Here is a 21525-nt window from a genome sequence, read left to right on the forward strand (position 1 = left end):
TAGTGGTTATTCTAGTATATCAGGAGAACCTATTTATGAAGATGTAGATGATTTCTCAGAGCAAAAAAAGCCCACTAGCTTAAATCATAAAGAGCAACCAGAGCCTATTTATGCTAAAGTAGATTTATCGAAAAAGAGATCGATCTTCAACTGTTTTTCCTTTTATCTCATTTATATCTGAAGAATTCAGCCGTATATTTTCCTTTAAAACTCCAGTTGTAGAATCGATAGGAAGTGGATCAGGGTTCAAAATGTTTTGTTCAGGAATAGGGGAAGGCACACCAGATATCACTACTTCATCTCGCCCTATGAAGGAAGTAGAGAGAGAATTATGTAAAAGAAATAAAGTGAATGAAGTAATAGAGATAATAATTGGCTATGATGGAATTGTTATTGCAAATTCAAATCAAAGCCATAGATTTGATTTTACAAAAAATGACCTGTTTGAAACTTTATCTTCATATTCTGAAGACAATGATAGATTAGTAAAGAATAACAAGAAATTTTGGTCTGATGTAAATCAAGCTCTACCAAAAACAGAAATTAAAATCTATGGCCCACATCAAAATACAGGTACACATGAAACTTTGATTAATTTTATTATGCTTGATCAATATTCATGTATGAACTCAAGGATTTTCAAAGAGAATTATCAAGACCAAGAAAAAAGAAAGAAAGCATGTAGTAATATCAGAGATGATGGAAGATATATAGAAGTTGGAATTAATGAAAACATAATAATACAAAAATTGAAGAGCAATAAAAATGCTTTAGGAATATTTAGCTTCAGCTTTTTAGCGAAAAACCAAGATGAGATTCAAGGAAGCACAATCGCAGGAATTGAGCCAACTTATAAAAATATATCATCGGGGGAGTATATGTTAGCAAGGCCTTTATATCTTTATATAAAGAAAGAACACTTAGATACTGTTGATGGATTAAGGGAATTCATTAGAGAAGTTGTAGACTCTATTAGTACTGAAGGTGGATATTTATCTAGGCTTGGCTTAATTCCACTTTCAAGCGAAAATATAAAAAAAGTCTTGGAAAAGGTTCGTGATATAATATGATGACTTTGATATTTTTTTATTCTGGATACTAGGTTAAAAATAGAACGTTTAAATTTCTTGTTTTTATTGTTATCATACTTAGATTTCCTAAGAACTTATTTACTACAAAATACAACAAGTTCTATTTATTTGAGAAAGTTGTGCGTCTTGTAGAACAGATTTTGTTGTAGGTTTCTCTGTAGCTATTTCAAGGTTTTCTTCTATGGTTTTTTGTTCTCTGTAATCTTTAACTTCTTGAATGAAATCTTCAAGCCACTTCTCACTACCTATCTTGGCATGTCGTTGTTGCTCACCTTTAAGAAGTTTTATTACAGCTGCATCTTGATTTTCAGGCACTCTTTGATATTTAAGCCACAAGTCACGAATATCAGGAGGAGCTTTTTTCAAATGAGCTTCAAAGGTTGCTTTTGTGTCTTTTGTACTTTCTTCTTGTTGATCTTGATGGAATTTAAACCAGAAATTGCGAATATCAGGAGAAGCTTTATCCCAAAGAAGTTTAGTAATTTCTTTTATATTTCTCAGATCTTCTTGTTTCAATCTTTTACCATCACCTATATATCGTTTATTAAGACCAACTTGCAGAGGATAAAGTAAAAGGGTAGTTTTGCTCTGTGAATGTATAGGTCTATTTAAAATCATTGCTAGATTTGTATCACAATCTTCTAATACTGCTTTAACTTTTTTAACATCTAAATAATCTATTGCTTGACGTAATTTGTGGTGAAGATCACTTGTTCTCTTTAAGTTTTTCACTTTTTGCATATGCGAATCATCATTTCCTTTCGCTTCTTGCATAGCTATATCACACGAAATACTCTCAATTTTTTGCTCCATTTTCTGTATACATTGATTAATTTCCTTTTGATTTTTTTTGAATATAATCAACTGTGAAGTGGTACAAGGGTTAGGTAGATCGTCTTTAAACTCTTTTTGTATATTACTAGGTAATTCGCTTTTCAAAACTTCTTGTATATCGCTATCGTAATTATTTTTTATATTCTCAAAGTTGCCTTGTATAGCTTCACTAATTAATGAATCTCGAATGTTTTTTTGTCTGTCAGTTAATAACATACCTTACCTCTATCTCTTATGGCAAATTTAGCGCTATAATTATACGTATTTATAATCAAGTCAAGAGAAAAAATTAGCAAAGCGGTTGAAGTTTTAATAACATATAGCTTTCACAGTACTGTCTATGGAAAGTCTGCAAGTTTTACGTTCAATTGCGTTTATTGTGGGAATTTTTCTATTGTTGTTTGGCGTAGCAATGCTTATTCCTGCTATTACTAATAATTATCTAGGTTACGAATGGAAAAATTTTCTGGTTGGATTTATAGTTACCTGCACATTTAGTGCGACTTTTATTCTACTGGGTAAACTAAATAGGGTACATGGAATGCCGGCAATTTTTGCGATTACCAGTTGTACCTGGATTGCATTATCTCTGTTTGCAGCTATTCCATTTTATCTTGATAGTTTAAGCTACATTGATGCACTGTTTGAAGCAGTATCTGGGATTACAACCACAGGAGCAACTGTTCTAAGTTACATCGAGCAACAATCTCCGGGGATACTACTGTGGAGAGCAATGCTACACGGTATAGGTGGTTTTGGAGTAATTACAGTAGGAATTGCAATTTTTCCCATATTTAAGGTTTTGAGCTTAAATAATTTACTCTATTCTGAGTACTCAGATGCTCTTAAAAGAAAGTTACCACATACGCGAAGCGTAGTAATACATATTGCAGAAATATATTACTGCCTAATTTTATTGTGCATATTTTCCTATTATCTAGCTGGCATGCCATTATTTGACGCAGTATGTCACGGAATGTCCGCTGTATCAACTGGTGGATTTGCTAACTATAACGATTCTATAGGCTACTACAATAACCCTATATTGGAGGTCATAACAATTATCTTTATGATTTTAGGCTCTTTACCTTTTCTGAGCTATTTAAAAATTATAAGACGATTAGACGTTTGTTATGATGAACAGGTCTCTTACTTTATTAAGATAGTTGTTATCTCATCTTTGCTTGCTTGTTTTTGGTTATATAAAAATTTTGACTTAGGAGTATTTTTATCATTTAGGTACAGCACATTCACCATTACCTCCTTTATCACATCAACTGGCTATGTAATGTTCAACTACTTGAATTGGAGCTTTATTTCAGTCTTAGCTTTCTTTTTAGCCTTTATTGGTGGATGTGGTGGTTCTGCTAGTGGTGGAATCAAAATCTTCCGTTTAGTCATTTTTCTAAAATCTATAAGGAATTACTTTAGCTCTTTATTAAATCCAAGTGAAAGCGATAGAGTAAAACTCAATGGTAAAATACTGGAAAATGATGAAGTTCAATCCGTCTTTACGTTTTTTGCGATTTACATGTTAACGTTCACTATATCATCAATAGTGATGTCTTACTTGAGCAATGCGGACTTTATAACTAGCATCAGCTCTGTTTCTGCAATGCTTACAAATTCTGGCCCAGGATTTAGTAACCTAATAGGTCCTTCAGGTAATTATTCCTCCTTTAGTGGTGGAGTAAAGCTATTTCTATCGTTTTTGATGCTGCTTGGCAGGCTTGAAATATTGCCAATTTATTTTTGTATAGGTAGTTTATACTGGAAACTTTGCCATTCCAGAGTGTAACGCTAATTCAGGTTTACATTTAAATTCTATTACATATTATTATAAGTATTACAAAACTTTAAAGGACAATTATGGCAGTTATGCCAGATAAATGGATAAGGGAAAAGGCTGAAAACTCTAGAATGATAGAGCCTTTTGTGAATCATAAAAGCAGTAAGGGTGTTGTATCTTTCGGATTATCATCTTATGGCTATGATGCAAGAGTTAGTAATAAGTTTAAGATTTTTACTAATGTTAATTCAGCTATTGTAGACCCAAAGAATTTTTCTGAGAATAGTTTCATAGATAAGGAAACAGATGTATGTATAATTCCACCAAATAGTTTTGTGCTTGCCAGCACAGTGGAATATTTTCGTATACCAAGGAATGTACTAGTAATTTGTGTTGGCAAATCAACTTATGCAAGATGTGGTATCATAGTGAACGTCACACCTTTAGAACCTGGATGGGAAGGTCACGTCACACTTGAATTCTCTAACACTACTCCACTTCCTGCAAAAATTTACGCTAATGAAGGAGCATGCCAATTTGTGTTTTTAAGCGGCGAAAGTGAGTGTGAGAAGTCATATGATGATATGAAAGGAAAATATATGAATCAACATGGTATCACTTTGCCGTTAGTTAAGTGATTACTTTATAAAGCAAGATATTGTTGGTTTATATTGAAGATTACCAAAATGCTCTTTTATTAGTTCATCACATCTTTTATCGCCTAAAACTGCACGTGCAGAGTGATTTTTAAATGATTCTATAAAGCTAATAAAGAAATTTGTAGAAGGATTACTTAAAGCTTCTGCAACTTCTTTTTTTTCTTTATCATTGGAAAGCCGATTAAATAATTCTTCACCTTTTTTTTGTAGATCATTTTCAAACTCTTGTTTTACAGTATCCTTATCCGCTCTTTGCAAGAAGAAAAATTCTTCAAAAGTGTACAAGGAAGAGACAATACTGTTAAAGGCACCAGTAAAACATGCACTGCCAACAGATACTCCATATTCTGTTTGCGATTCTACTAAATGTTTAACCAGTTGATATTTTCTCTGTGATATGCGGGTATTAATATCTATATTATCATCAGCACTTTTTTTATTTTCATCTTTACAAGCTTTCCAAACCAAATTTAAAACTTGCTTCAATGTTAATCCGCTTCCACTATGTGTATCAGGGTTGTTTTTTATACGCTCCAAGCACTTAAGTGCATGTTTTTTCTCATCTTCTGTGAGTTGATCTTTATCCACAGCTTTTTGTGTACCATTTGCTATACACTCTAACTGATCAATAAATCCTTCTATTTCCTCTATAAACTTATCATCAACATTAGGCTCGCCATAGTTTTCTTTTAGCTTTTGAACGTTAATATTAATTGCATCATTTACATTAGTATCATGCGTTGTTTGTGGGACACGCACTGCCTCCATAAATGCTTCAGTTCTTTGCTCTAACCATTCTGGTAATTTGCCTCCTGCAAGAAGATATAGCTTACCCAATGCTTGAGCAACTAGAATTAACGCTATGACAAAAACAATAAATGCTATGAGTAATACTACAGCTAAACCAATGACTAGCCATCTCACAGGGGCTAGTAAAATATCTCTTGCCTTTTTAAATTTCGACATTCTTTGTATGTTATCTGGTGTATTTACTGCTACTGGCATAATTAATTTTAAATACTCTTACTACCATTAATATACTATATTTCTCTTATTTTGTCAACTCACATTTCTACTTCTCTACTTTTTCTCGGTAAGGTCAGTAATCGATAACAACAAATAGTCCTAATTTTAATTTGTTTTAAGTTTAAAGTCTTTCGTTAGGTTTGCAGAATACATTTCCTTATTATCTTGGTTATAGAAAGTAAATTTGTGATCGTCTAAACCTAATATTGCAAAGCCAAAGCCGAAAAAGTTTCTAACTTCGTGTGCTAAGTAATTTCTACTATTTGGATAGTTAAATTCTACGTTTTGATAAACAGGTTCTTGATCTTGAGCGTGTAATAATGCACCGCCGTTTCCAACTATAATCTGATCTGGAACATTATCCATTAATAAAATCTGGGCTATATGAATGTGGCCAGAAACTATGGTAGTAACATTGCTTGGAAATTTATCTCCAAAAGCTTCAATTTGTGTAAGATTGCCATGGCTTTTTAATGTCAAAAATTCTTTTTTTGGAGATCTCCAAAGTGGTTTATGAGTCAAAAACCACGTGGGCTTATCTTGTATCAATTTATCAAACTGCCTCTCAAAAGCATCAACTGTGCTTTGGGTTGTAAAAATTTCCTCACCGGATGAAGAGTCGAAGATAAAAAACTTCATCGGCCCAGCATCTAAGAACCAACTGGAAATAAGATCTTCACATTTTTGAGGGGAAAAGGGGTATGAATCTAAATATCTGAACCATCCTTCATAAGCTCTATTACAACTCTCATGATTTCCACGAACAAAAAGAAAAGGAGATTGTGTTAAAATATCTTTTGCAGGCTCAAACCAATCAGCGTACCAAGCTTCTTTGCTATATCCATAAATATCGCCGCACTTTTTTGTGTTTCTACATTTTGTTTGTCTATAATGATAATCACCAACATGGATAATTAAATCTGGTTTATGAAAAGCGATTGAATCTAAATTTTTTTTCAAAGGCCAGTTATCTACAGAATTACATTCTTGCTGAAATAACATATTTATTCTACATCCTGTATCGCCAATGAAGGCAATTTTGCTGATCTTTTCCGCTAATACGGGAACTTTTATATTGTCAATACTAATGTTTTGAGCATTTGTTTCTACTATCAGTTCACAAACTGTTTCGGTATTGTTAATTGAGCTGCGACTTAGCATTTCTACTGCCTTATTATCGACGTAAGCAATGGGACACATGTTATTGTCTATAATCGCACGTATGCTTAATTTATTTTCTGGAATGATTTGAGACCATGTGTACAATATTTGTGCATGATTAGAGTGAAAGCTAATTGTAAGAGATAGAATTAAAAAAATGAAGATATTAGCTACTTTCATTTGTATAAAAACCTAAATTAAGAATTAGTATTAAGATTATCTTAAATGATTAAAGTTTGTAACCATAAAATTCATAGTTAAATTATACAGGCATTTCCTAAATTATCCTAGTATCAGATTGACACTTTAGATGAAAAATCCTAAAATGATTAAGTAATTTAAAGTAATTATATAGAAACTAGAATAAAGTGCGGTCGTGGTGGAATTGGTAGACACGCAGCGTTGAGGTCGCTGTGGCTCACAAAGCCTTGGAAGTTCAAGTCTTCTCGACCGCACCAAGTTGTTTGGTGTAGGTGAAATGTTTATAGGAAATCAAAGTAGAAATAAAGTAGAAAGGGCCATCAGTGAAGTCAGGCGTGGTCTTCCAATTTTAATATATGATGATGAAAATAACTATCTATTGCTTGCTGCTGCTGAAACTTTAGAAAAAAATTTATTTAGTCAATATAAGCTTATATCAGGTAATGTGTATGTTACTTTGACTGCAAGTAAGGTAAAATACATATGTCAGAGTAAAGAACATAGTAGCAAACGTCTGTTGATAAGCAATTTTGATGAACTGCTCCATTTAATAAACTGTTCAAAGGAAGATTGGATAAAAGAGTTGCAATGCTCAAAGACAATAGATGCGTATGCTGTTGCCTTGCTTAAGTTCTCAGAATTATTGCCATACGCGTTAGTGGCTGATATGACTTTTGAGAATAAACATGAAATGCGAAATTGGTGTGAAGAAAATGACATTATTGCACTAAATACGTTACTTGTGAATGATTTTCAACAAAATCATAGTGTGTATGAAGTGTGCAAAACATCATTATTTTTAAAGCAGACTCAAGAAGTAGATATCATATCTTATAGAACCAAAAGTGGCGGAAGAGAACATTATGCAATTATCATTGGCAATCCAGATAAAGATAATGAGCCATTAGTGAGAATTCATTCTGCATGCTATACAGGAGACTTATTAGACAGCTTATCATGTGATTGCAGAAGCCAGTTACATCAAGCGATTCAAATAATGACCGACTTTGGGAATGGCATTATATTATACTTGATGCAAGATGGGAGAGGCATTGGTTTAACTAATAAGTTAAGAGCATACAGTATGCAAAGAAAATATAATCTTGATACTGTTGATGCAAATAGAGTATTGGGTTTTGAAGATGATGAAAGGAGCTTTGCTGTTGCAGCTAAAATACTTAAGAAATTGAACATTAACAAAATACAATTACTTACAAACAATGGTAGAAAGTTATCAGAGTTGAAAAATAACGGTATAGAAGTTACAAAGTGTATACCACTTATTATGGAACGCAATGAATATAATGATTCATATATGGAAACAAAATTTGGCAAGTTAGGCCATGGATTAAGGGTTTATTAGCTTTTTTGTTATAACTACTTTGTTAGCTTGCTATGTTAATTAATATAAGTTAAGATTTTTAAGAATATTGAGATGCTGAAATTTTTAAAACAAGAAAAAAGTAATGAGTCATTGGATAAGGATATAAATTGGAATTCAAGTCGCTATAGCACAGTTGTTGCTCAGAGAAATACTTTACTTTTATTTACATTAATATTACTAGTTGCAATTTCTATAAGCATATTAGCTATATTTAAAATTAGCACAAGTAGCACTATTGAGCCATTCGTTATAGAAATTGACAAAAAGTCAGGAATAGTGCAATTGGTTGATCCTGTTACAGTAAAACAATATTCTGCAAATGAAACGCTGAACGATTATTTTATTTCAGAGTATATAAAAGCAAGGGAGGTTTTTGACCCATATAATTATAATTATAATTATTATACAAAAGTAAGGTTGTTTTCTTCGCCTAGTGTATATAGTGAATTTAGCAATTATATAAAATCGCAGAATATGAATGACCTTTTTAATTTATATTCAGATGCTAAAGGTGAGTTGAAAATTCGTTCAATTCAAAAATTAGGTAATGATGCTCTTCAAGTGAGATTTTCTATAGAATTTACACGAAAAGATGGAAATTCCTCAAGGAAAAATAAGATAGTTGTGATGTCGTATAAATATGCATCGCTTGAAATGAATGATCAGCAAAGATATATTAACCCGTTAGGGTTTCAAGTTATTTCATATAGAGTAGATGATGAATATGTGTAGGATATTGTTAGTTTTAGCTTTACTAATAAGTGGCAACTTAAATGCATCTATTAATAATAAACCTATTTCTGTAGATAGTAGAATAAAGACTTTTGTATATAGCCCTAATGAGGTGTTTACAGTAATTTTTAGTCAAGGTTACTATTCTTATATTGAGTTTGCAGAAGGGGAAAAAGTCAAAAATATTGCTGTTGGTGATGCATCAAGTTGGAAAATTAATCCTTATGATAATAAACTGCTTGTCATGCCATTTGAAGTCAGTAGTCGCACTAACATGATTATTACGACAACTAAAAAGAGAAATTACATTTTTGATCTAATTTCAAGACCAAATTACGATAAATACCCAGATACTGATGCTAAAAAAGTGGATCATGATTATTCCGTTGAAAAGGATATATCTTACGTAATACGTTTTTATTATCCTCAAGAAGAAGATGAATTTGATGTTGATTTAGATGAGGTTTCTTTACCTACTCAAATGCAATACATTACAGAAAAGCCAGAAAAAATAATACAAGAAAATAATACGAGGTACAACTATACATATATTGATGAAGGTGGTAACGTAGATATAGTTCCAATTGAGTTATTCGATGATGGTTATTTAACCTATTTAAAGTTTAGAAATAGTAATAAAATTCCTCAGATTTTTATAGAAGGCGAATCCTGTAAAAGGCTGTTATTTGATGATTATGTTGTAATAAAAGGAGTACATAAAAAGCTATTAATGCGTTATGAAGGTAGTGAAGTTGAAGTTATAAATAGGTCACTTTAGTTCTGGTACATATAATATGAGTAAAGAAAGGCATAATAGTGTAGAAGATGAATCAGAGATAGAAAGCAAGGTAGTAACAGTTGGCTCTAATCAAGGTTATAAGGCATTGATGATAGTTATGGTAGCGCTCTTAGTTGGTGGAGTGTACTATCTTTATTTTAGTCCTTCTAATAAAGAGGGTCCAGAGATTGTTAAAAAAGAGGAAACAAAGCAAAACATTCAAGAATTGAAAGGAAAGTTAGAACAAGTTCCAGATAATGTAGTAGTTTCCGAGAGGATAGCAACTGATCTCTTGCCACCCTTACCTCCTCTTCCTATCCCACAAGTCATACCAGAAGTAAAACAAATCAAAAAAGAGGAAGTGACAAAAAAAGAAGAGCAACTAAAAGAAATTCCCTTGTCAAATATACCTGTTTTACCAAAGCAAAATTTTCCTTCTGGTAATGTTATTAGCAATTTGCCTACTTCATTTCCTACAATAGGGGGTGGCGGTTATCCTAGAGACAGACGTAGTGCACAAATGTTAGCAATTTCAGGTAGTAGTGGGGAAGGTAAAGCTACAGATGCTGTTTTATCCAATACCTCAGCACAGTCGAGCAAAGCTACCAAAGCTGGAAAGCTTGGTTTAATGATTATTCAAGGTAAAGTTATTGACGCTATTCTTGAAACTGCAATAAGTTCTGACTTAAAAGGAATGCTCCGTGCTGTTGTTAGTAGAGACGTTTATGCAGAAACTGGTGATACAATTTTAATACCAAAAGGTTCAAGGTTAATAGGTGGTTATTCATTCGACTCAAATGTTGCAAAAGCCCGCGTGAACATAAATTGGAATAGGATCATTCTTCCTCATGGTATAGATGTTGCTATTGCATCATCTGGTACCGATGAGCTTGGAAGGGCAGGGATAGCTGGAATAGTTGATAATAAAATAGCAAGTGCATTATTCTCTTCAGTGGCACTTGCTGGTGTTTCGATTGGTTCAGCTGTTGTAGGACAAAAAGCCTCTAATCTTATCGATGCGCTAACTGCCATGGATGCAGTGAAGTCTATTACTGCAACTGAAATAGATATTTCTTCTCTCAAAGGGGCTATTGTTGAGAGATTGGAGAATTCTATAAAAACTGAAGTTGGGAAGGTAGGAGACGAAAAATGGAAATTGGGTATTAGGGCTATTGAAAAAATTCGAAATGCTAAAAGTGATCAGGATTTGCTGAGAATAATAAAGGAAGAAATAGTAAGTGTGATAAAAAGTTCTGGAGCTAGTGGAGTTGATACAATTACTAGTGACAATATCGGTATAACTTTAGACGATGTACGTCAACTGTTGAGGCAAACTCAGAAAAGAAGCAAATCTGTTTATGATGAAGCAATCGGGAAGTCAATCAATGATTTTTCCAAAGACATGCGAGATATAGTTGATAGGAGTGTAGATAAAAAACCAACTATTTATGTTAATCAAGGAACTGCATTGAAAGTATTTGTTAACCAAGATATAGTATTTCCTCCACAGTCAATATTAAATAACTGAAATGAACTATGCTGCACTTGATACATACTTGGAGCCATTACAAGGGATATTTCAAGAGGAAGGTGTAAATGAAATATCAATAAATAAACCGAAGGAAGTATGGATTGAAAATCGCGGTGAAATAAGATGCGAAAAGTTAGAAATATTTGATCTTAATCATTTAAAATCTCTTAGCAGGTTGATTGCTCAAGCTACAGAACAAAAACTGAGCGAAGAGACACCGCTGCTTTCAGCTACATTACCAAATGGTTATCGTATACAGATAGTGTTTCCTCCAGCATGTGAGCCTGATAAAGTAGTCATTTCAATTCGTAAACCTTCTTCTATGCAATTGGCATTGGATGATTATGAAAAAATGGGGGCTTTTTCTGAAACTGTTATAGGAGTGACCGATAATCCAGTAGATCGTCACCTAGATTTGCTACTGAAACAAAAAAAAATAAAAGAGTTTTTAGAATATGCTGTAATAAGTAAGAAAAATATCATAATTAGTGGTGGAACTTCCACTGGTAAAACCACTTTTACTAATGCTACTTTGCGTGCTATTCCATCTGAAGAAAGAATTATTACTGTTGAAGATGCAAGAGAGATAGTTTTGAATGATCATCCGAATAGAGTACATCTTATTGCTTCTAAAGGAGGTCAGGGTAGGGCAAAAGTGACCACTCAAGATTTGATAGAGGCATGTTTACGTTTAAGACCAGATAGAATAATAGTTGGTGAGCTGCGTGGAGCAGAAGCTTTTAGTTTTCTTAGAGCAATAAACACTGGCCACCCAGGGTCAATATCAACTCTTCATGCGGATAGTCCGGCAATGGCTCTTGAGCAAATAAAACTTATGGTTATGCAAGCAAATCTTGGAATTCCCCCAGATCAGATCATACCATACATTAGAAATGTAATTGACATTGTTATTCAACTCAAAAGGACCAGTGGTGGAAAAAGAAGCATTTCTGAAATATTATTTACTAGATCTTCAAATGAAAATACTTAAATTTATACGTAAGTTAAGAAAAAGTAGTTTATGAGTAATGGAAATCACCTACGCAATATTCTCATAGGAGGTGTAGTATCTTTTAGCATACTTGAATTTTGCTTCTATTTGTCTGGTATATTATTCTACCTGTTTGTTGACGGTCCAGATGGTGTAGATTTTAGAGCAATTAATCCTAGCTTGACACCTTTTCCTCAAGCTCTCTGGCCGACAATTTTTGATCATATACAATATTGTTGGCATCATCCAGAGCTATATAGCTTTGAGCTCAAAATTAAATTAGTTGTATCTTCTATACTGCCTCAAATTGTTTTGATGATTATTTTGTGGAATGTGAGAGAAAGACTAATTGAGTGGCGGCCATTTAAAAAGAAAGAATCACTTCATGGAGATTCACAGTGGGCATCAGAGAAAGACATACGAAAAGCGGGATTAAGAAGCAAAAAAGGTCTATTGCTTGGTAAAGATAAGAGAGGATATTTTATTGCTGATGGGTTTCAGCATGCATTGCTCTTTGCACCTACAGGCTCTGGTAAAGGTGTTGGTTTTGTAATTCCTAATTTGTTATTTTGGAATGATTCGGTAATTGTGCATGATATAAAATTAGAAAACTATGAAATAACAAGTGGTTGGCGAGAGCGACAAGGACAAAAAGTATATGTATGGAACCCAGCGCAGCCAGATGGGGTAAGCCATTGTTATAATCCACTGGAATGGATTAGTGAAAAACCTGGACAGATGGTTGACGATGTGCAAAAAATAGCTAACCTAATCATGCCTGAACAAGATTTTTGGCAAAACGAAGCAAGAAGCTTATTTGTTGGGGTGGTACTATATTTACTTGCTGCACCAGAGAAAGTTAAATCTTTTGGTGAGGTTGTGCGTACGATGCGTAGCGATGACGTAGTTTACAATCTTGCTGTAGTTTTGGACACAATGGGTAAAATAATACATCCGGTAGCGTATATGAACATTGCAGCTTTTTTGCAAAAGGCTGACAAAGAAAGATCAGGTGTTGTGTCAACTATGAACTCGTCGCTTGAATTGTGGGCAAACCCATTGATCGATACTGCAACTGCATCAAGTGATTTTAATATTTTGGATTTTAAAAAGAAGAAAACTACAGTTTATGTTGGTTTAACTCCTGATAACTTAACTAGGCTCAGGCCTTTAATGCAGGTTTTTTACCAACAGGCAACTGAGTTTTTATGTAGAAAATTGCCATCGGATGACGAGCCTTACGGCGTATTATTTTTAATGGATGAGTTTCCAACACTTGGAAAAATGGAGCAATTTCAAACGGGCATCGCATACTTTCGTGGCTATCGAGTAAGGTTATTTTTAATTGTTCAAGATACTGAACAGCTTAAAGGAATATATGAAGAAGCAGGAATGAACTCCTTTTTATCAAACTCAACCTATAGAATAACTTTTGCAGCCAATAATATTGAAACGGCTAATTTGATATCTCAGCTTATAGGAAACAAAACTGTACAACAAGAATCATTAAACAAACCTAAATTTTTAGACTTGAATCCTGCATCAAGATCATTGCATATCTCTGAAACACAGAGAGCATTGCTCTTACCTCAAGAAATTATTATGCTGCCACGTGATGATCAGATAATTTTGATAGAATCGACTTATCCAATTAAGTCAAAGAAAATTTTGTACTATAGTGATAGCACATTCACAAGAAGGCTGATTAAACCAACACGTGTGCCTACACAAGAGCCATATGATCCAAACAAGGTCTTTTCTGCTGCTAACAAAGATAAGATTAGTAATGAAGAAGAGAGTAATGCTATTGAAGCTGCTGATTATCCTGTTGAAGCTAAAACTGAAGATGCAATATACGATGAGCCAGGGATTGAAGATGGATTTGAAGACGAGGATATTGATGATAAGTTTGAAGGTGGTGATGGGTTTGATGATGAGGAAGACGATGATGGGTTTGATGATGAAGACAGTAAGGATGAATTTGACGATGATGATGAATTTGAAGATGAGGACAAACTAGACGGCAATAAAATCGAGGATAGAGGTTAATTTTACCTATTTTTTAGCTTAGAAAATAATTAGTTTTTTCATATTAAATCATTTTTAATTAATTAGTACTAGATTAGCTATTTTAACTAGAGGAATAGTCATGATGAGTAAAAAAACATTAGCAGTTACAGCACTTGCTTTATTGTTGTCACAACAATCTTTTGCAAGTGAAACAGAAGGATTTTACTTTGGTGGTGGATATTACGGTCAATATTTGAACTTGGGTAAGTTGAAAGCAAAAATTGGAGGCAAAGATGCTAAAGATGATAACCGTGTATCTATAAATGACATAGACGCTCAGAGAACAGAAGGTCAGTTAATAAGTAAGTATAAAGGAGATTATAACCCACCTTTTGCTGCAAATGTAACGTTTGGTTACACAGGAGAACTAGGCAATAATAGCTATAGAGCTGAATTGGAAGGGATGTACTCTTCTGTAAAAGTAGATAATATTGGTTTATCAAGTAATCAAGTAACTGTTTCGTATCTAAAAGACGTTAGTGAGAGTGCTAATAAAAAAACTTATATGTATAAAACTGTAATTAATCATGACCAAGTAGAAAACGCATCTGTAATGGCAAATGTTTATCATTATTGGAAAAGTGATAGTTTATCTTTTTCTCCTTATGTTGGGGTTGGAGTCGGTGCAACAAGAATGACAATGTTTGAAAAATCGTCAATAAGACCTGCAGGTCAATTGAAAGCTGGCTTTGATTATCGTATAAACGAAGATGTAAATATGCACATCGGATATAGAGGTTTTGGTGTTCTTGGTAGTAATGTTGATTTTGAAGCAGAGGTGTTAGGAGAAATGAAAGCAAAGCAACCGGTAAACCCAGATGGAAAAAAGATATTAGAATTGAATAAAAGTCAAAAACCATCGGACCAGAAGTTACATAAAGAAAGTATCAGTATAGGCAATCAAGTGTTTCACACACACGGTATAGAAGCTGGTCTTACTTTTCATTTTGCAAGCAAAGCTTAACTCTGATAGAGACTATTTTCCTGGTAGCACGTCTGCGTCACACTACTGCAGCTGCTGACTTAGTAGCGGCCGCAGTAACTTCTTTCCTGTCATTCAGTCTCTTTTTTTCTCAGTTCCAGCGTGTAGGGCTGGAACAACAATAAAGAACATATAAAGAATGGTTATGCAAGAAGTCTACTTTTTATTCTTAATTAACTCTAAAGCCTTCTTCAGATCTATACTTTCAATATCTGCATTCTTGCCCAACGCAACGTTTGTTTTACCGCATTTTATATAGAATCCGTACCTACCGTTGCAGATAAAAACTTCTTTTCCCTTTTCATTAAAACCAAGAGATTTTAGCTCTTTGCGTGGGCTGCTCTCAATAATTTGTATAGCTTCGTTTAATTGTGTGTCTAATACCTCCTTAGAGCTTTTTTTAAGAGAAAAGTATCGACCATCATAGAGAATATAGTACCCAAATCGTCCAAGACCTATTTTTACTTCTTTTCCAGTTTCAGGGTGCTCTCCGATTATTTTCGGCAGGGAAAGTAATCGAGTGGCGGTATTTAGATCAATATCATTAACATTTATATCTTTTGGTACAGAAATCTTTTTTTTCTTTTCTGACTCACTATTAAACTCCAGATAAAGTCCAAAAGGACCTTTTTTGATCATTACCTCTTGGCCTGTCATATCATCTATACCCAAACTTTTTGGATATTCTGAATTGTCATTACTGCCCGTAATTTCTTTTGTATGATTGCATGCAGGATAGTTAGAACATCCAAGAAACACACCGGCTTTTCCAAAATTTAATTTCAATATACCACCAGAGCAATTAGGACATTTTTTACCTATTTCTTCCTTTCCTTCCTCTGAGCAAAACCAATTGACTACCAAATCATGAATACCACTAAAAATCTCATCATGTGTCATTTGCTTAACAGAATTTACATGATTAAAAAATGGCACCCAAAAATAGCCTAGTTCTTTTTTCCAATCTGCATGTCCATTTGAGATTGAATCAAGCCTTTCTTCCATTTGTGCTGTAAAGTCATACTCTACACAACGCTGAAAAAAAGTTTCCAAAAATATAGTCACGATCTTACCGCGGCTGCTTGGAATAAATCTTTTGTTATCCAATGAAACATATTCACGATCTTGTAATACCGAAATAATTGTTGCATAAGTTGATGGGCGACCTATACCGACTTCTTCCATTTTTTTTACTATACTCGCTTCACTATAACGAGGTGGCGGTTGAGTAAAATGCTGTTTCGGATCAACAGAAATCAACTTGCACGCTTCCTCTTCCTTCATGGCAGGTAGCAGGCCTTCATTTTCGGCTTCTATGTTATCTTGATAAACTTTATAAAAACCATCAAAGAATATACTTGATCCACTTGCTCGCAGAATCACTTTCTGGTCAATAGAACTAATTCCAACTACCACTTGATCAAGAATCGCCGATTCCATTTGACTTGCGATGGTTCTTTTCCAGATTAAATCGTACAATTTAAATTGCTCTGGCGTTAAGTAATCCTTAATACTACCCGGTGTTCTATTAATATCAGTTGGCCGGATTGCTTCATGTGCTTCTTGAGCATTTTTGACCTTTTTTACATATTTACGAGGAGACTGCGGTAAATATTTATCACCATATAATGACTTAATTGATCCCCTGATTGAGTTTATAGCCTCATCTGCAATATGAAACCCATCTGTACGCATATAAGTTATCAACCCTACGGTTTCACCACCAATATTGATACCTTCATATAAATTTTGCGCTACTCGCATAACATTTTTCACATTAAAATACAGTTTATTCACTGCATCTTGCTGAAGACTTGAGGTGATAAATGGAGGAAGCGGGTTTCTCTTAACTTGCTTGCGTTCTACTGTGCTTACAGCATACTGCCTTGACTCGATCTCCCTGACTAAGTTCTTTGCCTCTTCTTCATTTTTAATATCAAATTTTTCTAGCTTTTTATTGTCATAGTGGCTTAGCATAGCAAAAAAAGCCTCATCTTTGCTATTTTGCATTTCTGCCTTTATGCTCCAATACTCCTGTGTTATAAACTTACTGATTTCATCCTCTCGTTCGCATATAAGCTTTAATGCAACAGACTGCACTCGCCCTGCAGATTTGCTTCCCGACAATTTTGTCCACAGCAGCGGTGACAAGCTAAATCCAACTAGATAATCCAAAGCTCTGCGTGCTTGCTGTGCACGCACTAAGTCCATATTAATTTCACGTGGATTTTTTATAGCTTCTTGCACTGCTCTTTTTGTTATTTCGTTAAAGACTACTCTATGAATGTTGCTTTCATCATTGATTGCTTTTCTTTCCTTTAGTGCCTCTATCACATTCCAAGCTATTGCTTCCCCTTCTCTGTCTGGATCTGTTGCAAGGTATATATCTGATGTTTTACTAGCTTCCTTGACTAACTCTTTTACATACTTTTCTGCTTTTTCAATAATCTCATACTTCATGGCAAAGTCATTATCAGGATCAACAGAACCATTCTTCGCTGGCAGATCTCTGACGTGGCCAAAAGATGCAGCCACTTTGAATTCTTTACTCAAATATTTACCTATCGTCTTTGCCTTTGCTGGCGACTCAACTATTAATAATGCCATAATTATTAGTACTTAAAGGTAATATGTTGAAATATATAGAATAAAAAGTAAAAAAATATTTTAATGGTCTTTCCAATTTTTCTAAGTAATTGTTTGATGTTCGCAAAAAAACTAATGAAAGAACCTGCTTTATAAATTTTTTCAACTCCCTTACCATAAGGATAACGCTATACTATTTATCTTCGTCTGTGCAGATTAAACGACAAAAGCATAACGCAGTTGTCGTCTTATTTTTAATTTTTTGCACTATGTGCATCTTATTTCTTTACAAAACTTCCAGTTTTTTAACCATATAAGCTGAAACGGGCTGTTTAAGACAGGCCAATTTTCAGGATTAGAGCTAGCTAATAGGGGGTTTCTTTTGTCTTTTTTCTACTTGGTAAATTTCTTGATATTTGTAACTAAAGTAATTTAAGAGAGGTGTCATCCCAGTGTCGGAGCACAGGGATGACAAGAAAAGGAGTACTGGAATGACACATTCCACCATGTCATTCCAGCGGATGACCAGATTTTTTTATTTGATCCCAGACTGGCTGGTTATGCAAGTTCCAATTTTAATAATATTTACATATAAGCCATACGCTTGAGTTGCAAAGTTCTAAAAAGCAGCCAAAATAAAAATAAGTAGACATTTACAAATTAAACTAAGTGTACAATCAACAAACAAGAGTATTGATTGCAACAATACTCTGTAGAATCGCAATATGGTATGACCATATGCTCTTTATTGATCTGGTTAATATAATTAGTAGAGAATTTTGTTATGCAAAAGATATCTACTACAGCATATTGCAATTGTTTGGAATTGCAGGACTGGGTGCAATGGTAAGACCACTTGGTGCATCTGTATTTGGTCACATTGGTGATAGGTATGGAAGGAGAATGGCGTTAACGATTGCTATCTTGCTAATATCGATTCCTTCTAGTCTCGTTGCGTTTATTCCAAGTTATAGTAAAATAGGAATAACCTCTACTATGTTGCTTCTTACAATCCATCTGATACAAGGGGTTGCACTTGGCGCTGAGCAAGGAGGTAGCTCTGTTTATCTCATAGAGCATTTACCTAATAAGAAAAAACTAGGAATGTTTTTTGGAATAATAAGTTTTGGTCGCTCTATTGGCATATTGCTCTCTGTGGTTGCAGTGATCATCTGTAAAAAAACCACTGATTTTAACGCTTGGGGTTGGAGGCTGCCGTTTATTTTTTCAGCCATTTTAGGATTAATAAGCGCATATAGTATATATACACTAGGAGAAACTCCAGTGTATGAAAAAAATCGAGAACAAAGAAATTTACCTAATTTACCAATAATAGAGCTTACAAAACGCTATAAAAGAGCCCTGATACTTGCCATTTTAATATCTGTACCTGTTAATGTTGCTGTTGGATTTACCATATTTCTTAGAACAATTGCAAAAGAAATAGTGTCTGTTGAAACTTATGTAACAACGTATGTCAACGAAGTTGTACTCATTATAACCAGTATATTAATGCCGATATCTTCAATAATGCTTGGAATTTTAGCTGATAAAACAGGAAGAGAACGCACTGCAATCTTATTTATAGTGATAACAATGGTATTATGTTGTCCTATGTTATCTATTGCATATTACTATAAAAGCTATCTTATAATCATGTTGAGTGTTATGGCTCTTTCTATAATCGAGAGGGGTATTAATCCTATAGGGATAGTTACTGCTGAGCTTTTTCCTACTAATGTTAGATTTAGTGGTGTGAGTTTATCACGTAACATTTCTTATGCCCTGCATGGTGGATTTACTCCTATGATATGCACTGGGTTTACTATAATGTTTCCTAAAATAGACTTTGCTGCTGGGCTTTATGTAATTTTTTGCTTATTAGTCAGCTTAGTAGCAATATTGCAAATAAAACCACAAGATAAAAAGTGTGATTGGTAATTTTCTCTATTTAAATTTATTTCACTTATTTAGCTAATTTTTATTAGAATTATAATTTTGGCTTTTATGAAAACTGCATACGTATGTCAATTCTGCGGTCATAGCACTGGAAGGTGGGTAGGAAGGTGTATTGCATGTGACAGTTGGGATACGGTTGTCGAAGAAATAGTACTAAAAACAGAAACGAGAAGTACATCTGCACCAATTTCAATAAAAGCGTTATCAGATAGTGAAATTATTACCCCCGATCGTTTTTTAACAGGAATAGAAGAGTTAGATAGAGTTTTTGGTGGAGGTATCGTTCAAGGTGCTAGCATTTTAATTGGTGGTGAACCTGGAATTGGAAAATCTACTCTTTTGCTTAGGATTGCAGCTAATGTTGTACAACTTTCCTCTTTTGAATGTCTTTATGTATCTGGCGAGGAATCTTTAGAGCAAGTGAGCCTCAGAGCAAAGCGTCTTAAGATAAATGAACCTAAAATTAAGCTTTTATCTACAGTATCTTTAACTGATGTAGTAGCAACAATAAGGAAAAATAAAAGTATTAAGTTCTTGATAATTGATTCTATACAAACTATGTATGATAGCAAAGTCACATCAGCACCAGGAACTGTAACTCAAGTCCGTACCTGCGCTCATGAATTGACTGTTCTTGCAAAGCAATATGGTGTTTCTCTCTTAATAGTTGGCCATATAACGAAAGATGGACAAATAGCGGGACCTAAAACCCTGGAGCATATGGTAGATACAGTACTATATTTTGAGGGTGAAAATAGTAATCAATATCGCATTTTACGTACTATTAAAAATAGATTTGGCCCTGCAAATGAAATTGGTGTTTTTGAGATGTCTAAAGCAGGACTCATGCCTGTTGATAATCCATCATCATTATTCTTGACCGTACATGATAGAGAAGTAGTTGGCAGCGCCGTATTTGCAGGAGTTGAAGGCTCAAGACCAATCTTAATGGAAGTGCAAGCATTAATAGCAAGGACTAATATGGCAACTCCAAGAAGAGCAGTAGTTGGTTGGGATATTAATAGATTAGCTATGATAATCGCGGTTCTAAGTGCTCGTTGTAAAATGTTTTTGCATGATAAAGAAGTATACCTAAACATTGCGGGAGGACTCAAAATACAGGAACCATCAGCTGATCTTGCTGTTGCTGCTTCTCTTATTTCAAGTTTAGTAAATTTACCGCTACCAACTTCTTCAATAATCTGCGGTGAGGTTGCACTTTCAGGAGAAATTAGAAATGTTTCGCATGCTGATCTCAGACTAAGGGAAGCACAAAAGTTAGGATTTAAAAAAGCGATTATGCCTAAAAATGGCAATTATTCTTCTCATGATATTGAGATAATTAAGCTTGGTCATATAAAAGAGTTAAAAGAGATCTTCAATCACAGTTAAATATTATCTGCATGAACATTTTGCTTGCGAGAAGGATGTCTTCCATAATGTCATTCAAGTAGCTGACACTGGCTTCTTTTTTTCTGGATTCCAGACTGGAATGACACCATCATACCTGTTGGAGTATGTATGTAGCCTTATCTCACACTCCTGTCATGCCAGTGCCCAGACACTGGCATCCAGTCTTTTCGTCATCAAAAACATTGTAAAGTGTTTAGCTGGATTCCAGCAGGCTTTGTTGCACCACTCAAGGAAAGAACAGGCAGTTACTGATGGAATTTGTTATAAAATAGATATTTAGCCGACAAAGGAAAAATATGCCAATAAGAATGAAAGTCAGTAACTGCAATGAATATAAC

Annotated in this window: 15 protein-coding genes, 1 tRNA gene and 2 pseudogenes; 14 read left to right on the top strand and 4 right to left on the bottom strand. The window is 34.1% G+C overall.

Going from position 1 to position 21525, the window contains the following annotated elements:
* Positions 1-181: pseudogene (locus ACJ5GX_RS06650) on the top strand (hypothetical protein); the annotation flags it as partial.
* Positions 144-1070: pseudogene (locus tag ACJ5GX_RS06655) on the top strand (substrate-binding domain-containing protein); the annotation flags it as partial. The pseudogenes ACJ5GX_RS06650 and ACJ5GX_RS06655, both read left to right, overlap by 38 nt.
* Before the next feature lie 102 nt (positions 1071-1172).
* Here ACJ5GX_RS06655 and ACJ5GX_RS06660 read toward each other — a convergent pair.
* On the bottom strand, positions 1173-2141 hold the full coding sequence (locus ACJ5GX_RS06660; protein WP_007302603.1) for a hypothetical protein: 969 nt from the start codon (positions 2139-2141) through the stop codon (positions 1173-1175).
* A 124-nt stretch (positions 2142-2265) separates the two neighbouring features.
* On the opposite strand from ACJ5GX_RS06660, the gene ACJ5GX_RS06665 reads away from it, so the two are divergent.
* Together ACJ5GX_RS06665 and dcd are read left to right on the top strand one after the other, a co-directional pair.
* Positions 2266-3723, top strand: coding sequence for a TrkH family potassium uptake protein (locus ACJ5GX_RS06665; RefSeq protein WP_052265039.1), 1458 nt, complete (start codon positions 2266-2268; stop codon positions 3721-3723).
* Positions 3724-3794: 71 nt separating this feature from the next.
* On the top strand, positions 3795-4352 hold the full coding sequence (gene dcd, locus ACJ5GX_RS06670) for a dCTP deaminase (protein WP_006012513.1): 558 nt from the start codon (positions 3795-3797) through the stop codon (positions 4350-4352).
* Here the strand turns inward: dcd and ACJ5GX_RS06675 are convergent, their stop codons facing one another.
* Both ACJ5GX_RS06675 and ACJ5GX_RS06680 read right to left on the bottom strand, forming a co-directional pair.
* Positions 4353-5378 (bottom strand): hypothetical protein, encoded by a 1026-nt coding sequence (locus ACJ5GX_RS06675; RefSeq protein ID WP_052265038.1) that lies wholly within the window; start codon positions 5376-5378, stop codon positions 4353-4355.
* A gap of 126 nt (positions 5379-5504) precedes the next feature.
* The gene (locus ACJ5GX_RS06680; protein ID WP_052265037.1) at positions 5505-6740 is read right to left on the bottom strand and encodes a metallophosphoesterase family protein; all 1236 of its coding nucleotides are present in this window, start codon (positions 6738-6740) and stop codon (positions 5505-5507) included.
* Between the two features lie 190 nt (positions 6741-6930).
* Between ACJ5GX_RS06680 and ACJ5GX_RS06685 the strand changes: the two genes are divergently transcribed.
* The 8 genes from ACJ5GX_RS06685 (at position 6931) to ACJ5GX_RS06720 (ending at position 15211) form a co-directional block, all read left to right on the top strand.
* Positions 6931-7018 (top strand) — tRNA-Leu (locus ACJ5GX_RS06685).
* Between the two features lie 20 nt (positions 7019-7038).
* Positions 7039-8124, top strand: coding sequence for a GTP cyclohydrolase II (locus ACJ5GX_RS06690; RefSeq protein WP_052265064.1), 1086 nt, complete (start codon positions 7039-7041; stop codon positions 8122-8124).
* Between the two features lie 72 nt (positions 8125-8196).
* Entirely contained in the window at positions 8197-8877 is a 681-nt protein-coding gene (locus ACJ5GX_RS06695; protein WP_007302609.1) for a VirB8 family type IV secretion system protein, read from the top strand.
* Positions 8864-9655, top strand: coding sequence for a P-type conjugative transfer protein VirB9 (virB9, locus tag ACJ5GX_RS06700; RefSeq protein WP_019236950.1), 792 nt, complete (start codon positions 8864-8866; stop codon positions 9653-9655). Before ACJ5GX_RS06695 ends, virB9 begins: the two co-directional genes overlap by 14 nt.
* 16 nt (positions 9656-9671) lie before the next feature.
* Positions 9672-11183, top strand: coding sequence for a TrbI/VirB10 family protein (locus tag ACJ5GX_RS06705; protein ID WP_007302611.1), 1512 nt, complete (start codon positions 9672-9674; stop codon positions 11181-11183).
* Between the two features lies 1 nt (position 11184).
* Entirely contained in the window at positions 11185-12177 is a 993-nt protein-coding gene (gene virB11 / locus ACJ5GX_RS06710) for a P-type DNA transfer ATPase VirB11 (protein WP_007302612.1), read from the top strand.
* A gap of 30 nt (positions 12178-12207) precedes the next feature.
* Positions 12208-14226, top strand: coding sequence for a type IV secretory system conjugative DNA transfer family protein (locus ACJ5GX_RS06715; protein WP_052265036.1), 2019 nt, complete (start codon positions 12208-12210; stop codon positions 14224-14226).
* 100 nt (positions 14227-14326) lie between these two features.
* A complete protein-coding gene (locus tag ACJ5GX_RS06720) occupies positions 14327-15211 on the top strand; it encodes a P44/Msp2 family outer membrane protein (RefSeq protein ID WP_213863946.1) in 885 nt (294 codons plus the stop codon).
* A 174-nt stretch (positions 15212-15385) separates the two neighbouring features.
* On the opposite strand, the gene topA is transcribed toward ACJ5GX_RS06720, so the two are convergent.
* A complete protein-coding gene (gene topA, locus ACJ5GX_RS06725; RefSeq protein WP_096097247.1) occupies positions 15386-17836 on the bottom strand; it encodes a type I DNA topoisomerase in 2451 nt (816 codons plus the stop codon).
* A 648-nt stretch (positions 17837-18484) separates the two neighbouring features.
* Here topA and ACJ5GX_RS06730 point away from each other — a divergent pair.
* Positions 18485-19756, top strand: coding sequence for an MFS transporter (locus ACJ5GX_RS06730; protein ID WP_052264750.1), 1272 nt, complete (start codon positions 18485-18487; stop codon positions 19754-19756).
* Positions 19757-19822: 66 nt separating this feature from the next.
* The gene (gene radA / locus ACJ5GX_RS06735; RefSeq protein WP_052264751.1) at positions 19823-21166 is read left to right on the top strand and encodes a DNA repair protein RadA; all 1344 of its coding nucleotides are present in this window, start codon (positions 19823-19825) and stop codon (positions 21164-21166) included.
* The last annotated feature ends 359 nt before the right edge of the window (positions 21167-21525 follow it).

It is taken from the genome of Wolbachia endosymbiont of Tuta absoluta (genome assembly GCF_059414725.1).